Annotated in this window: 14 protein-coding genes; 7 read left to right on the forward strand and 7 right to left on the reverse strand. The window is 47.5% G+C overall.

Annotated features, from left to right (window positions below; all coding sequences use genetic code 11):
* Positions 1 to 36: 36 nt before the first annotated feature.
* Positions 37 to 894 (forward strand): glycerophosphodiester phosphodiesterase, encoded by an 858-nt coding sequence (locus L7D49_RS16710; RefSeq protein ID WP_238082983.1) that lies wholly within the window; start codon positions 37 to 39, stop codon positions 892 to 894.
* A gap of 69 nt (positions 895 to 963) precedes the next feature.
* Here the strand turns inward: L7D49_RS16710 and L7D49_RS16715 are convergent, their stop codons facing one another.
* From L7D49_RS16715 to yhfH (L7D49_RS16725), 3 genes are all read right to left on the reverse strand, one after another.
* Positions 964 to 1,308, reverse strand: a complete 345-nt coding sequence (locus tag L7D49_RS16715; RefSeq protein WP_238082985.1) for an ATPase — start codon at positions 1,306 to 1,308, stop codon at positions 964 to 966.
* 374 nt (positions 1,309 to 1,682) lie between these two features.
* Entirely contained in the window at positions 1,683 to 1,805 is a 123-nt protein-coding gene (gene yhfH, locus L7D49_RS16720; protein WP_238082987.1) for a protein YhfH, read from the reverse strand.
* Between the two features lie 181 nt (positions 1,806 to 1,986).
* The gene (yhfH, locus tag L7D49_RS16725) at positions 1,987 to 2,112 is read right to left on the reverse strand and encodes a protein YhfH (RefSeq protein WP_238082989.1); all 126 of its coding nucleotides are present in this window, start codon (positions 2,110 to 2,112) and stop codon (positions 1,987 to 1,989) included.
* Positions 2,113 to 2,342: 230 nt separating this feature from the next.
* Here yhfH (L7D49_RS16725) and L7D49_RS16730 point away from each other — a divergent pair, with 230 nt between their 5' ends.
* The 5 genes from L7D49_RS16730 to L7D49_RS16750 all read left to right on the forward strand — a co-directional run bounded on the left by L7D49_RS16730 (position 2,343) and on the right by L7D49_RS16750 (position 8,348).
* The gene (locus tag L7D49_RS16730; RefSeq protein ID WP_238082992.1) at positions 2,343 to 3,335 is read left to right on the forward strand and encodes a lipoate--protein ligase; all 993 of its coding nucleotides are present in this window, start codon (positions 2,343 to 2,345) and stop codon (positions 3,333 to 3,335) included.
* A gap of 594 nt (positions 3,336 to 3,929) precedes the next feature.
* Positions 3,930 to 4,634 carry a response regulator transcription factor gene (locus L7D49_RS16735; protein ID WP_238082994.1) on the forward strand — a complete coding sequence of 235 codons (705 nt, stop codon included), beginning with the start codon at positions 3,930 to 3,932 and terminating at the stop codon, positions 4,632 to 4,634.
* Positions 4,631 to 5,683, forward strand: a complete 1,053-nt coding sequence (locus L7D49_RS16740; RefSeq protein ID WP_238082996.1) for a sensor histidine kinase — start codon at positions 4,631 to 4,633, stop codon at positions 5,681 to 5,683. The genes L7D49_RS16735 and L7D49_RS16740 overlap by 4 nt, the downstream gene beginning before the upstream one ends.
* Positions 5,634 to 6,407 (forward strand): ABC transporter ATP-binding protein, encoded by a 774-nt coding sequence (locus tag L7D49_RS16745; RefSeq protein ID WP_238082998.1) that lies wholly within the window; start codon positions 5,634 to 5,636, stop codon positions 6,405 to 6,407. The genes L7D49_RS16740 and L7D49_RS16745 overlap by 50 nt, the downstream gene beginning before the upstream one ends.
* A 15-nt stretch (positions 6,408 to 6,422) precedes the next feature.
* Entirely contained in the window at positions 6,423 to 8,348 is a 1,926-nt protein-coding gene (locus tag L7D49_RS16750; protein ID WP_238083000.1) for an FtsX-like permease family protein, read from the forward strand.
* 105 nt (positions 8,349 to 8,453) lie between these two features.
* Here the strand turns inward: L7D49_RS16750 and L7D49_RS16755 are convergent, their stop codons facing one another.
* From L7D49_RS16755 to L7D49_RS16770, 4 genes are read right to left on the reverse strand one after another with little or no spacing between them, the layout of a single operon-like run.
* Positions 8,454 to 8,966, reverse strand: a complete 513-nt coding sequence (locus L7D49_RS16755) for a DUF2179 domain-containing protein (RefSeq protein ID WP_238083002.1) — start codon at positions 8,964 to 8,966, stop codon at positions 8,454 to 8,456.
* Positions 8,967 to 8,991: 25 nt separating this feature from the next.
* On the reverse strand, positions 8,992 to 10,122 hold the full coding sequence (locus tag L7D49_RS16760) for a M24 family metallopeptidase (protein WP_238083004.1): 1,131 nt from the start codon (positions 10,120 to 10,122) through the stop codon (positions 8,992 to 8,994).
* 31 nt (positions 10,123 to 10,153) lie between these two features.
* Positions 10,154 to 12,202, reverse strand: coding sequence for a CocE/NonD family hydrolase (locus tag L7D49_RS16765; protein ID WP_238083006.1), 2,049 nt, complete (start codon positions 12,200 to 12,202; stop codon positions 10,154 to 10,156).
* 30 nt (positions 12,203 to 12,232) lie between these two features.
* Positions 12,233 to 13,735: a BCCT family transporter gene (locus tag L7D49_RS16770; protein ID WP_238083008.1), complete on the reverse strand. Its 1,503-nt coding sequence runs from the start codon at positions 13,733 to 13,735 to the stop codon at positions 12,233 to 12,235.
* Between the two features lie 301 nt (positions 13,736 to 14,036).
* Between L7D49_RS16770 and L7D49_RS16775 the strand changes: the two genes are divergently transcribed.
* Complete coding sequence (locus L7D49_RS16775; protein ID WP_238083010.1) at positions 14,037 to 14,681, forward strand: TetR family transcriptional regulator; 645 nt, start codon at positions 14,037 to 14,039, stop codon at positions 14,679 to 14,681.
* The last annotated feature ends 162 nt before the right edge of the window (positions 14,682 to 14,843 follow it).

A 14,843-nucleotide genomic window follows, 5' to 3' on the forward strand; every position in this document is an offset into this window, starting at 1 on the left:
CAGCCTTTTCTTTATTCACACGAAAGGGGGAATACGATGAAGAAAATAGTGATGGCATGTCTCGTTATTTTTATGATGACAGGCTGCTCGATCGGAGAAAAGAAATCGGCTGTCTTTCCGGATGGTGACTTTTTTCTCGTAGGACACCGTGGCGCTTCTGCCTATGCGCCGGAAAATACACTTGCTTCCTTTGGATTGGCGGAAGACTTGGGCGCTGATTATATTGAATTGGACATCCATGAAACGAAAGACGGCCAACTTGTTGTCATGCATGATAAAGATGTATCCCGTACGACGGAGGGGCATGGCGACATCGAGACATATACACTGAAAGAATTAAAATCGCTCTCCATTGTCGAAAAGAAGAAAGATAAAACGACTGTGATCGGGCCTTCCGAATATCTAGCGGTCCCAACGTTGCAGGAAGTGTTTGATCAATTCGGGGATAGCTTAAATTATGTAATTGAATTGAAAAATCCGAGCCACTATCCAAATATCGAAGAAAAGCTTGTGCAGCAATTAAAGCAGAATGAGTTAATCCAAAAGGATAAAAAAGGACGACCGCGCGCCATCATTCACTCATTCAATGAGAAGGCGCTCAAGCGTGTGCATAAATTAAATCCCGATATTCCGCTTCTGCAGCTTATCTCCTTTGACGAAGGGGAAGAAGCAGAACTGTCGAAGAAAAAAATCGAAAAATTGCTTTCCTATGCAGATGGCATCGGCGTCAGTTATGAAGCCCTCACCCCGCCATTCGTAAACTACATGCACGAAAAAGGGCTCGCAGTTTTCGCATATACCGTCAACGATCCGGAAACAGCGTTGCGCTTACAAGCAATGGGCCTTAATGGAATTCATACCGATAAACCCGATTTGCTGGGGAATGAAAAATAGAAGGGGCCGTCCATTTTGGACAGCCCCTTTCCTATGCGAATGGCTAACAGCCTGTTCGCAACTTGTCCTTTAGAGGATTTGTGTCAATTCGGAGTTCAACACGCGCTGGGAGTCAATGATGACGCCAGAAGCAGTGCGGCCATATGCTGTGTAAATACCTCCAGTTTGGTTAGGCACGATTTCCGTTTCGTATTGAAACGCACCGCCGACAAGGTTCAACGTGACAAACCCGGAAGCATTCGCATTGACACTATAGTTTGCAGTGCCAATCAGCTGTCTTGTCCCATTGAGTCTGAATACGCGCACGACGCCTGTCAAAGGACCTCCCGTAAGGTTCAAGATCTTAACCCGTACTGAAGTCGCGTTAGAAGGCAAGTTGCCTGTATTTTCAATTGGTCCAGTTGTTAATGGCATGTACAATCACCTCCTGTGACTTTATTGAATCTGCAGATTCTGTTCTCATACTATGTAGGTTGTGAAAGAAGTGATAGGGAGCTTGTACCGGTTTAGGGAGATAATCCAGAAAAAAAAACGACCTCCTACAATCATTGGAAGTCGTCTACTACTGCTCATTCGGCAGCATTTCAATATAAATAGCAATCATGTTGCTCCTCCGTGTTCTTTTCGCGAATAAACCGTAAAGCTTCTTGGTGGGGAAATTTTGTTGTGAAGGCCAACGCTGGCTTGAATTGGAATTGGAATCATCCTAACTGGGCATCTGTCCCAACCATTCAGGGCATGCATTTTCATGTCTGGCGATAAATAGTTAGCTGACTCTTCTCGTTTTATTAAGCCTTGCATTCCTCGCAAGTATTGCTATAGCATTCGTGCTGTTCTTCCATCTCTTTTCCACATGTAATACAAGTTTTAGGCGGCAGGTTTTTATAGAATTCCACTACGTTTTCTAGCATTGCTTCCATCTCCTTTGTTTTATAACTATGATTAAGTTGTCAATTTGTTTTATAACAGAGTGGGTAAAAAAATACACCACGTTGCCGTTGGTAATTCTACCGGCTTCATGCTATTTCAAACATGAACCGTTTTCTGTGTTACTACAATGTGCATATGTCATATAACAGATGTGGTAAAAAATTATAGCACGTTGCACTCATCGCATTTATTGCTATAGCATTCGTGTTGCTCGTCAATTTCCTTGCCGCACTGCTCACATTGTTTAGCTGGCAGATTCTTAAAAAACTCTACAATGTTTTCAAGCATTGTGTTCATCTCCTTTCATTGTGTTATAACGAAATGAAAAATTGGACAATTGTCATATAACAGATAGGGTAAAAAAATATATAGTTAGCTCATCTATCAAACTCCTTACGTTTGTTATACAACTAGAATTTATTAAAACGTAGTGTATTATAACAAGAATCTTTTGTCAACACTTTTGGATGCCGTTCGGCTAAAATAAAATTGGATCATAGTCATAGGGAGCGATTAGCATGTATTTCATTGATAATAAAGGAATTACCGATCCGCGGATCAATTTGGCGATAGAAGAGTATGCGTTAAAAACGATGGATGTCGAAAAGGACTCCTATTTGCTGTTTTACATTAATGAGCCGTCCATCATTATCGGACGCAATCAAAACACGGTAGAAGAGATTAATACAGAATTTGTCGATGCGAATGGTATCCATGTCGTCCGCCGGTTGTCTGGTGGAGGAGCGGTGTATCATGATGTAGGGAACTTGAATTATAGCTTTATTACAAAAGATGATGGTGAATCGTTCCGGAACTTTAAAAAGTTCACGGAACCTGTTATCAAAGCATTAGCTGAAATGGGCGTGAAGGCAGAGCTGCTGGGACGAAATGATATTCTAGTGGAAGGACGGAAAGTGTCTGGAAACGCGCAATTTGCGACACAAGGACGTTTGTACACCCATGGAACGCTCATGTTTGATACGGAAATCGAGCGGGTCGTGTCCGCCTTGAAGGTGAAGAAGGATAAAATCGAGTCAAAAGGCATCAAGTCCATCCGTAGCCGTGTCGCCAATATCTCAGAATTCATCGAAGAGCCGATGACCATTGAGCAATTCCGCCAGCGTATTTTGACTTCCATCTTTAACGGGGAAGAAAATATTCAATACGTGGAACTGACAAATGACGATTGGGACAAGATTCACCAGCTATCTGCGGAACGTTACGGCAACTGGGATTGGAATTACGGAAAATCCCCGAAATGCAATATGCAGCATTCGCATCGCTTCCCGGTTGGCGGCATTGATGTCCGTTTGCAAGTGAATAAAGGCAAAATTGAAGAAGTCCACATCTTCGGAGATTTCTTCGGTGTCGGAGAAGTGGCTGTGATCGAGGAGAGCTTGAAAAATGTCCAATACGATCGCGAATCCATCACCAAAGCATTGGATTCTCTCGATATCCCGACCATCCTTGGCGGCATAACGAAAGAGGAATTCGTCAATCTGATCTACTAAACCCGGCGCTTGCCGGGTTTTTTCTATGCTCTTCTCCCTTCTATTATACGTAAAAAAGGGGGGGAGAAGTAGGCGAAAGTCACGGGGGAAGAGGAAAAGGAGTTGCAAGCTTGCTTGTATATTTCAACATGAAAATCAGGTAATCCAGTGATGAAATTACTAGATGGACAAAGGCAGTTAGTGCGAAATGGAGTGTTTAGTGACCTGCTGATTGACCCGCGGATGCACAGAGCCTCTGTTCATCTCGTCACCCGCGCATAAGCCAGTGCTACCCGCGCATACCGGTTCCGTACCCGCGCATAAGCCAGAGCCACCCGCGCATACGGGGTCCGTAGCCACGCATAAGCCAAGGGCATCCGCGCATACCGAGTTCGTAGCCACGCATAAGCTAAAGCCACCCACTCATACGGGGTGCATAGCCGCGCATACAGGATCCACACCCGCGCATACGGGTTCTACCCCCCACGCATACCCAAGACCCATCCACACACCTCCACCAATTCCGAAGCATAAAAGTCCATCACCTTACAGAGACAACAGGCGGAATTTCCACTTTTGAGGTATAATCAACAGAGAGTGAGAGGGGGAGGAGCGATGGAAAATCACCGTATTTTCATCGTGGAAGATGATAAAAAGATTGCGGGGTTGCTCGCTGAGACGCTTCGCAAGTATCAATACGATGTAGCGATTGTTGAGGATTTTGATAATATTGTCGAAGAGTGCGGCGCCTTTGAACCGCATCTCATTTTATTGGATATTAATTTGCCATCGTATGATGGATATTATTGGTGCCGCCAGTTGAGGCAGCATACGACGTGCCCGATTATTTTCATTTCCGCGAGGTCGGGGGATATGGACCAGGTATTTGCGCTGGAGAATGGCGGCGATGATTTTATTACGAAGCCGTTCCATTATGAGATTGTGCTGGCGAAAATCAGGAGCCATCTGCGCAGGTCGTTTGGGGAGTATGCGCCGAATCAATCGGAGCGGACGGTGAAGCAAGGGCTGCTGACGTTGTTTGTGGAGCGGATGGAGTTGCATTTGCGTGATTTAGTTATCCCTTTGCAGAAGAAAGAGTGTGTCATACTCGAGTTGCTGCTGGATGCGTCGCCGAAAGTTGTGTCACGTGAAACGCTGCTCGAGGAGTTATGGGATGACCAGTCGTTTGTCGATGAGAACACGTTGAATGTCAATATGACTCGGGTGCGGAAAAAGCTCGGGGATTATGGAGTGAAGTCCACCATTGAAACGGTGCGCGGCTCGGGCTACCGGCTGCTCGTCGCGCCGGAGGAAGCATGAGACAAGTATCGCTATTTCTTCGGGAGCATATGCCGCTTCTTGTCTTTCAGCTGCTGCTCATCGTTTTCATCTTGCTGCTCTACTACTTGGACGGGTTTCGAGGCCTCAATACGGCCATCTACTCGATCATTATGAGCTTTTTGCTGACCGCCGGCTATTTAGGCGGGAAATATATCATGCGGCGTTCCTTTTACACATCGATCACCCGGAAGCCGGAGAAGATGGAGGACGCCTTGATGCGCTACGTCCCATCGCCGGAGCAGCGCCAGACGATCCGTTATATGCGTAATCTCTACAGCCTTTATCAAAATGAAGTGCAGTCCTTGTATGCGTCCCAGCACCGACAAATCCATTTCATGAATCAATGGGTCCACCAGATGAAGACGCCGATTTCGGTCATTGGTCTGTTGCTTCAGGAAGAGGGGGAGCTGGACAAGCGGAGTGTGGCGGAGGAGATTGATAAGATCCGTCTCGGTTTGGATGCCGTGTTGATGAATGCCCGTCTGGAAACGTTTGAAGAGGATATGCGCATTGAACAAGTTGGTCTCAAAACACTCGTTCAAAAGGTTGTGAATGAACATAAGAGGCTCTTTATTACGAACGGGGTTTTCCCGGTCATTCGCATTGATGACCGGTTTACAGTGGCAACCGATGTTAAGTGGATGCATACGATCATTTCGCAATTCATTACCAATGCAGTTAAATATACGTTTGAAGAAGGAAAGAAAATTCATTTCACTGCGGAAGCGGGGGATGCGGGTATTATGCTGAGTATCCGGGATGAAGGGATCGGCATTCCCGCATCCGATTTGAAACGGGTGACGAAAGCCTTCTTTACCGGAGAAAACGGCCGGTTGACGGGGGAGTCGACTGGGATGGGCCTCTACATCGCATCGGAAGTATGTGGGAAGCTGGGCCACCCGCTGACAATAGAATCGGAATCAGGAGCCGGCACGACGGTCAGCGTCCTATTTAAAAACGGAGAGGCAGGTGAGATGGATGACAGCACAGAGGATCGTGGAACTGACGGAAGTGACGAAGATCTATGAAGGCAAAGTGATGCATCGCGCATTGAACCGGCTCGACTTCGAAGCGGAGGAAGGGGAGTTCGTCGCGATCATGGGACCTTCCGGGAGCGGCAAGACGACGCTGCTCAATCTCATCTCGACGATTGACCTGCCGACGTACGGCAAGCTTGTCGTCAACGGAATTGAGCCGGAAGTGCTCAGCCAGAATGAACTGGCTTTGTTCCGGCGGCATAATTTTGGATTCGTTTTTCAAGACATCAATTTGCTTCATATGCTGACTGTCGAAGAGAATATTGTCCTGCCACTTACCTTGGACGGACTGCCTTTGCATGAGATGGAAAGGCGGGTCAAGAAAATTTCCGCCCAGCTGCATTTAAAAGAGATCTTAAATCGCAGGCCGGATGAGCTGTCGGGCGGACAAGCCCAGCGGACAGCGATCGGGCGGGCGCTCATCCATCAGCCGAAAATGATTCTGGCGGATGAACCGACCGGAAATTTGGATTCGAAATCGGCGAAGGATGTACTCGAACTGCTCAGCCATGTGAATGAAACTGAACGGACGACGATCATTATGGTGACGCATGATCCGATAGCGGCCAGTTATTGCGACCGGGTGCTGTTCATAAAAGATGGGGAGTTTTTCAATGAAATCTACAAAGATGAGCGGCGCCAAACGTTCTTCCAGCGCATCTTGAACGTCTTGTCACTGCTTGGAGGGAACGTCCATGATCTGCGGACGCTGTGATCGGGGGGAGCCAGCTTGAATTTCCGCCAGTTTGCGTATCGCAATGTTATCCGGAACCGACGGATTTACGCTGCCTTTTTCATGGCCAGTGTTTTTTCAGTCATGGTCTTTTTCCTTTATTCGATGCTATTGTTCCACCCATCCATCGAAAATAGGTTTCTGCAGGAAATTGCGCTCGTCGGCATGGGAGCGGCGGAGCTGATTCTATTCATCTTCACGCTCTTTTTCCTGTTCTATTCGATGCGGGCGTTCTTGCAAGCAAGGTCAAAAGAGTTCGGCATCCTGCTGCATCTCGGCATGGAAAAAAGGCAATTGCACCGGCTCATTTTCATTGAAACGCTGATCATTGGAGTCGGGGCAATTTTGGCGGGAACGTTTTTAGGTTATATGTTCTCAAAGTTCTTTTTCATGGTCGTTAAGGAAATTGTTTTGTTGCCGGCATTGCCGCTTTATTTATCCTGGAAGCCATTTGCACTGACGGTCGGGGCTTTTTTGAGCTTGTTCATTATCATTTCACTGTCCGCTCCTGTTTTCATCCGCACGGGACGGGTGGAGGAATTGATTCGCGGTGAAATGGCTGAGTTGGGTTCACACGGATTTTCAACCAAGAGGGCAATTTTCGGTTTGGCCCTGCTCGGCGTTTCCTACTGGGCGGCGGCATCCACGTCCAACTCCATCGTCATCGGTTTGATTTTTCTTCTGCCGCCGCTTGCGACGATCGGAACGTATTTCTTCTTTACCGATTCGCTGCCGTTTCTGCTGCATCTGTTCAGGCGGCGTAAAAAGTTCTATTGGCGTCATTTTTGGCTGCTCTCAGTCTCGGAAGGGGTCGTCCGCCTGAAGGAAAACGCCCGGATGTTCTTCATCGTGACAATCGTATCGACGCTCGCGTTCATGTCGGTCGGCATCTTGGCTTCGCTGACTTCCTTTGCGTCCCAGTATCGCGAAATGAATCCGCTTGGCCTCGTCTATCACAGTTTGCCGGGGAATCAATTGGAACAGCGCCACGTCGCCGAACTGATCGAGGAGCTGAAAGAAAAGCAGCTCGATTATACACTGGTACGAATCCCGATCATTGAGCAAACCTCATCATTCACGGAGAATCGGGTATCCATTTTAAAGCTGTCCAACGTCAACTTGCTTGCCCAGTCATTTGGCTACAGCAAGATTGACTTATCCAAGGGCTATGCAATGTTCCTGCCGCCATCTGCCTCTTCGTACGATTTTTTGAAGAAGCGGACGGTCGAGACGACGTTGAAGGAAACCGATATTACCATTCAAATCGAAGGGGCGTACCCGTTTCAAGTGTTTCCCTCAAATGCCATTGGGACGAACGCCATCATTTTGAATGACAGCGACTTTGAGAAAATTATCATGCAGGATATTGATCCGGCTTCGGTCTATTATGCATTCAATATTCCGGACTGGCAAAATACGAAAGAGGTTGGCCTGCAGATTAATCGATCCATTTCAGAGTCCTTTATTACAGGGACCATTCATCACCTGCCGTATAAATTTGACAACCCGGGAGCGAACTATGCGATTATCCGCACGACGTTCTCGTTGCTGTTATTTGTCGGGCTGCTGCTCGCAGGCGTCTTTTTCCTCGCAGCTGGGAGCTTCATTTATTTCCGGCTGTACACGTCGCTCGAACGGGACCGCAAACAGTTTGACGTGTTGCGGCGCATGGGAATTACGGACAAGGAATTCAAGCGGATCGTGAATCGGCAATTGATTCCGCAGTTCTTCTTCCCTTGGGGCGTCGCCTTCGTTCATAGTTCCTTCGCGTTCCTGTCTCTGCAAGTCATCTGGGATGCTTTGGCTGAAATTTCGATTGTGAAGGAATTGCTGCTAGTGCTTGCGGGCTTTACGCTTATGCAAATCATCTATTTCTATTTGATTCGCTGGCGCTATTTGGCGCATATTAAAGCATCGACCTAAGCAAGGGTGTTTCAATCTCAAAAGAAAAGCGAGTATGCGGGCGTTTGACAGCTCACATACTCGCTTATTTTATTGACTGCCTGCATCACAACAGGCAATCAACCATTACCGCAAATTCTTCACGAGAAATCCGCCATTGAATGTCGTCGGTTCATAGGAAATGATAAATGCCTTTGGCTCAATTTCCAAAATCGTGTTACGCAGCTTCTGTTCATCTTTTCGCTTGGCTAGCACTTTCATGACAAGACGTTTTCCATCTTTGCCATCCGCGAACCAAGACGTCACGCCATAATTCTTTTCGCGCAGCAGCCGGCAAATCGCCATGTCATTGTCGTTGACGACCACTTCAAAAACGGTATAACCGAGCGCCAGTTTCTTCTCGATTCTGCTTCCTACATAGACCCCGAGGCCCCAGCCGAAACAGTATGCAGCAATGTTAATCGGCTTATCGAGGTTGTCGAGTACGAGCGTCAGCCCCATCAAGTAGACAAACACTTCTGCCATGGAAACGACAGATGCGATGACCCGCAGTCCTTTAAATGTAAAAAGGACGCGAAGCGTAAATAATGACACATAGACCAAATTAATCGCAACGATGGTAACAATCATGGATAACATATGATTTCCCCTACTCTATAAATGGTTAGAACAGCATACTTTCAAAATCACGGGGATAGGCGGTAATCGAAAAGCTGCCATTTTCCGTTATGATCACTGTGTCGGAATGTCTGAAACCGCCAACGCCTGGCACATAAATACCCGGTTCGATTGTGTAGACCATCCCTTCTTGCAGAATCAATTCATTATCGAATCGCAAATACGGTTCCTCGTGTTCGGATAAACCGAGGCCATGGCCCGTCCTGTGCTGAACGAACTCGCCATAGCCCGCCTTGTCGAAAACTTGGAAGGTTGCGATATCCACATCTTTCGCAGAAATCCCTGGACGAATCATCTCCATGCCGACCTGTTGTGCTTCAATCATCAGCTTCAGGAGGTCTTTCTGTTTCTCTGTTCCGTTGCCGATCATAAACGTCCGCTCATTTTCCGCGCGATAATTATTGAACCACACTTGGCGGCTATGCACAACAACATCTCCGTTCGTGAATTTCCGCGTGCTGGAATACAAGTGGGGCATTTCACTCCGCTGAATGCCGGAGCAGGTCCAGTCTGCATAGCCGATTAATTCGTCCGGATAGTCCCGGGAGGCTAATTCGAGAAGGAGCCGGTCTCCATGCGAATCAAATTCAAGCTCGCTGACGCCAACGCGTGCATGACGCAGCGATTCGCCGATTGCCAGGTCAGACAAGGAGCCGGCAATTTTCAAAAGCTCGATTTCGTCAGCGGATTTAATGGACCGCATTTTCGTCAGCTGGCCGCCGATATCAGCCAGTTGAAAGCCCATATCCAGCAATCGTTGATAAACAGATGCGGGCAAGATGTCCGCTTCAATGCCAATTGTACATGGAGCAGGGTACGACTTCAGGATGCCGGTCAAATGTTCTTCGTATGTCAGCGGCTTTTCGCGAAAGGCGTATTGCTCATAATAGACGTACGTCCGATCGGCCGCTGCTTTTTCTGCTGCATGTGCTTCTTCCAGCGCGGGAATAATAAGCTGGATCTCTTTTTCATCAATCAACGTCACAATGGGCCGCGAATAGGAAATGGCTCGGAACCCGGTCATGTAAAATTGATTATCCGGATCCCAGAGTAACGCCACATCGATATGCCGTGCTTCCAAATAACTTCTGAATTGATGAATTCTACTTGTTAACACGATATGACACCTCGACTCAACATATTGCCTTTTATACGAAGTCCCTTGGAACTTCTTTCTTCCACGAGCGATTGAACACTTCTGTGTCTCCTTCATAAGCGATTACTTGGTTGAATAAATAAAAATTCTTTTCATCTGCCGACATGACACTTTTCGTTTCAAGGCTCGTCTGCCAATCATCCCGTCCGACTGTCAACGTCCAATCACATTCGACCTTTGCGGAAAGCGGATTTCCTTCTTCCACTGTGTAAACATTGCGGTTCGTACTGCCGTATTCCATGCCATTGATATGCAGCTTTCTTGCACCTTCATCAGAGAAATCATCAAGTGTCCAGACGTTTGAAACGACATCATGTGCAATGACGCGGGTCCGTTTCGCTTCTCGTAAAATATCCTTTTCCAAGACGGCTGCTGTTTCCGGCTGCTGGAACGGTTTTAATTCCAGATCGAGTGCCTTTGGCTCACGGACCGGCAGCGAAAGGAAAGTGTTCTCCGATGGATAGATCGTGAGCGTCGCTTCTTCCGGCGACGGCCAAGCGTGCGGCCAATATGTCGGAGAAACGGCCAATTGCCAGCGATGCCCTTTTTCAAGCTTATGGCCGATGGCGTTCATTTCAACGGTAATCATGTACTTTTTGCCAGGTTCCAGCGCTTCCGGGAACTCGTGGCTGTTGCGATGGGTTAGATTCAATAAACCCCATGTGACCCGTGTGGATGAGCCGTCAGGAGCGACGTCATTCAACCGTACAGATAACAGCGCATTCGGTTTGTCAGAAGACAGTTCTGCTGTAAACGCCGGGTGCCCTAGGATTTCGACTGGATTTTCGACCGGTTCGGAATCAAATACGACCGCATAGCCATTTTCGTTCCGTTGATCGCCCGGCAAGTCACCTGGCTGGCCGAATGGACAGAAAACACCTGCGTGCAGGCCGTGCTGCTGGACACTTTCAACGAGAATCGGTTCCGTTTCAACCGCTTCAGTAAGAAGGTCAGCACCTTTGACGTAATACCGTGTATCACGTAACTCAGCTGGTGGCCATTGTTCTTCCGCTGCCCAATGTCCCGGCCGAACGAAATAATCGGTTTGCGGAGGGACGCTGTCTTGAATCCACGCTCTTACCATCGGCTCGTCCATAATTCCGGTATCGATGCCTTTCAGCCAGTGGTCCCACCAGCGGAGACATTCTTGAAGGAAGCCGATCTGCGGACCGGGAACGGCCATCTCAGGATATTCATGTGCCCATGGGCCAATCAACCCTTTGCGAGGGCCTTTCAACCCTTCCAATAAACGCGGAATGGCATTCGTATAGCCATCCGCCCAGCCCCCGACTGCATAGACAGGAATGTCGATATCATCGTAGTTTTCACAGACGGAACCATGCTTCCAGTACGCATCACGGCGCTGATGCTTTACCCATTCTTCCACGTAAGGCGGCGTCTTCTCAAGACGATCCAGCCAGTTGTCGCGCCATGCCTCACCGACCACTTCGGGATCAGCAGGGCGTGCATTGTAGGCGAGCATCGTGGAAGCCCACCACAGCATATCGGAAGCAAGCATCGCGCCGCCTTTATAATGAACGTCATCCGCATAGCGATCATCCGTAGAGCAGAGAGTGATGACTGCTTTTAATGCGGGATGGCGCCGGGCTGCGACTTGAAGACCATTGAACCCGCCCCAAGACTTGCCAATCATGCCAATGCCACCTGTAAACCAAGGCTGCTCCGAAATCCAGGTGAGCACTTCCAGAGCATCGTCTTGTTCCTGTTTCAAATATTCATCGTACAAGATTCCTTCTGAATTGCCGGCTCCACGCAAGTCGACGCGGATGCTCGCATAGCCATGGCCTGCAAAATAAGGATGGCGCAAGGAATCACGAAGTGCTGTGAAATCATCCTTCCGGTACGGAATGTACTCAAGGATCGCAGGAACCGGATGTTGCTCGGCATCTTCCGGCAGCCAGATGCTGACGGACAGGCGAGTGCCGTCCGACATCGGAATCCAGCTATTTTTGATCTCTTTCACTTTTCTCGGGAATTCGGTACGAATGACGCGATTTGATTCACGAACGTTAAAAACCATTCTGAAAAACCTCCTAGATGTTTTGGTCCCTTATTGTTTTGGAAAATCTTCCTTCAGCCATCTGAGCAGGGACACGATCAGCAACAGATAGAAGACATAAATCGGCACAGACACAACGACTGCGGAAGTTTGAATGACTCGAAGCCCGCCGACTAAGAGTAATGAAATTGAAAGTGCCGCTAGAATCGCTCCCCATACCATCCGGTGCCATCTTGCAGGCTCTTGCCCTTCCTGCAATTCTTTTGTTGCAATTGCGGATAAGATGTACGTGGCCGAGTCCATCGATGTCGATAGGAAGATAACGGCCAAGATGACGAAGAACGGCAGCACGATTGAACTGATAGGCAACGATTTCAAGATGGAAACAACTGCTGCGGGTCCGCCGCTGTCAGCCAATATATCTTTCACAGAAAGAAGATCCTGCAACTGCAAGTTCATCGTATATCCGCCGAATACCATAAAGAAAATCCAGCCTCCGATAGATCCCCAGAGGAGCATATGAGTAATCAATTGACGGATCGTCCGCCCTTTGGAAATTCTGGCGACGAATAGTCCCATGAACGGAGCGGTTGCAGCGAACCATGCCCAGTAGAATACGGTCCATCCTTGCGGGAAGCCGCCTTTATTGATTGGATCGGTATAAAAACTCATCATGAAGAAGTTTTGCACCATCATTCCGAAGCTGTTAGTGAAGTACGTCAGAATGAACAGCGTTGGCCCGGCAATAAAGACAAAGATGGCGATCGCTAAGGCAAGGTACACATTGATGTCGCTCAAGCGGCGAATTCCTTTATGAAGTCCTAAATACGCGCTGGCAGAATAAATGATCGTAATACAGATGACGATAATCGTGTCTAACATGATCGTTTGCTCTAGACCGAAGATGCTTCCGACTACTGCGGATACCATCGGCACCCCGAGCCCAAGCGATGTGCCAAGCCCGCCCACAAGACTCCAGATGACGAGGATGTCGATGAATTTCCCAAGCCAGCCATCGGCATATTTCCCAAGCGCTCCGCTAAGCGCCACGCTCATTTTTAGGGAAGGCCGCTTTTTAATGAAATACGAGTACGCGATAACGACAGTTGGAAAAGCATAAAGGGACCAAGCGGAAATCCCCCAGTGGAAGAGCCCGTATGTCAGCGCCCACTCAGCTGCTTCATTGCTTCCCGGTTCAATGCCAAACGGAGGTCCTGTAAAATACGAGATCGGTTCGATCATGGACCAATACATAATACTTGTTCCCATGCCCGCGGTGAACAGCATCGTTCCCCAGCTGAATGTGGAGAATTCCGGCTTGCCGTCACCTAATTTGATTTTCCCGTACCGGCTAAACGCCAGCCAAATAAGCAAGATGAACAGGCCTATCGTCAAAAATTGAAAAGCCCAGTCCATTTTATATGTGATCGCTGTCATTAAGCCATCCAAGTAAGGTTCTGCTGTCGACCTGTTAATGACGAGTAAAATAGTTGCCGCCAAAATGACGACGATGGATGCCCAGAAGATAATTGGGTCGATTCGAACTTTTTTCATGCTTCCACCCCTGTTGTTTATGGATTTTTCACTATCTTGGTAGCGTTTTCAAAAAGCACACTACAACTACTATGCCCATCTATGAAAACAAAAACCGGTTTGAAACTGGTGTAGTTATTGATTGCCAAACGTCTGACAATCAAACATAATAAAATAATCATGATTATTTATTAATATCGATTATTCTATCACAGCAATTTTCGAAGAACAATGACAAAACGTAATTTCTCAGCATGCAAATATTGTATACTGTGTAATAATGCAAGATATGAAAAGAACGATTCAGATGGGGTGTTGGAAGTTGAGCAATAAAAAAATCCAAATGAGCAGGATGTGGAAGTATTTCATTGAAGCAACCGTTGAAGTGATCGAAGAAGAAGGAATCAACCAAGTGACCATCCGGAAAGTGGCGGACCGCGCGGGATACAACAGTGCAACGATTTATAATTATTTCGATGAAATCTCGCATCTCGTCTTCTTCGCTTCTATGAAACTGCTGAAGGGATATGTCGAGGACGTAGCACTGTACATTAATAGAGGCAAGACGCCGCTTGAAAAGTATCTATTGGCATGGGAGTGTTTCTGCAAGCATTCTTTTCTGCAGCCGGACATTTTCCATGCGGTGTTCATCATGGATCTGGGAGATCAGCCGGAGAAAATGCTGGAAGACTATTATGAGATGTACCCGGCAGATTTGATTAATATTCCGGAGGAGCTGCAGCCGATTCTTTTTGAACGGAGCATGACGAAAAGGGGCAAATCACTTCTTAGCCTGGCGGCAAAGGAAGGGCAGCTGGAAGAGAACCGGGTCGATGATATTAATGAAATGACCATATTGGTTTGGCAGGGGATGCTGACGAACATTTTGAACAACCGGTTGGATTACAGTTTGGAAGACGCCGAACGCAAGACAATGGAATATATCCGGCATATTGTGAATGTGTAACGGCATTCTGAAAGTAGATTTCTAGAGCAGCACGCGGGCGAAAGAGTAATTCTTACAAGCAAGTTGGCTATAGTGGAAAAGCATAGTCGGGGAATGGGCTATGCTTTTTTGGCATGCCATCTGCTTGCCTAAAGGATAATTGAAAGATAGTTGAAATCTATT

It is taken from the genome of Sporosarcina cyprini (genome assembly GCF_022048975.1).
Taxonomy (GTDB): Bacteria; Bacillota; Bacilli; order Bacillales_A; family Planococcaceae; genus Sporosarcina; species Sporosarcina cyprini.

What these genes read in the sequence shown, in the direction of transcription:
- L7D49_RS16710 (WP_238082983.1), top strand. Translation starts at nt 37, where the DNA reads ATGAAGAAAATAGTGATGGCATGTCTCGTTATTTTTATGATGACAGGC.
- L7D49_RS16715 (WP_238082985.1), bottom strand. Translation starts at nt 1,308, where the DNA reads ATGCCATTAACAACTGGACCAATTGAAAATACAGGCAACTTGCCTTCT.
- yhfH (WP_238082987.1), bottom strand. Translation starts at nt 1,805, where the DNA reads ATGCTAGAAAACGTAGTGGAATTCTATAAAAACCTGCCGCCTAAAACT.
- yhfH (WP_238082989.1), bottom strand. Translation starts at nt 2,112, where the DNA reads ATGCTTGAAAACATTGTAGAGTTTTTTAAGAATCTGCCAGCTAAACAA.
- L7D49_RS16730 (WP_238082992.1), top strand. Translation starts at nt 2,343, where the DNA reads ATGTATTTCATTGATAATAAAGGAATTACCGATCCGCGGATCAATTTG.
- L7D49_RS16735 (WP_238082994.1), top strand. Translation starts at nt 3,930, where the DNA reads ATGGAAAATCACCGTATTTTCATCGTGGAAGATGATAAAAAGATTGCG.
- L7D49_RS16740 (WP_238082996.1), top strand. Translation starts at nt 4,631, where the DNA reads ATGAGACAAGTATCGCTATTTCTTCGGGAGCATATGCCGCTTCTTGTC.
- L7D49_RS16745 (WP_238082998.1), top strand. Translation starts at nt 5,634, where the DNA reads ATGACAGCACAGAGGATCGTGGAACTGACGGAAGTGACGAAGATCTAT.
- L7D49_RS16755 (WP_238083002.1), bottom strand. Translation starts at nt 8,966, where the DNA reads ATGTTATCCATGATTGTTACCATCGTTGCGATTAATTTGGTCTATGTG.
- L7D49_RS16765 (WP_238083006.1), bottom strand. Translation starts at nt 12,202, where the DNA reads ATGGTTTTTAACGTTCGTGAATCAAATCGCGTCATTCGTACCGAATTC.
- L7D49_RS16770 (WP_238083008.1), bottom strand. Translation starts at nt 13,735, where the DNA reads ATGAAAAAAGTTCGAATCGACCCAATTATCTTCTGGGCATCCATCGTC.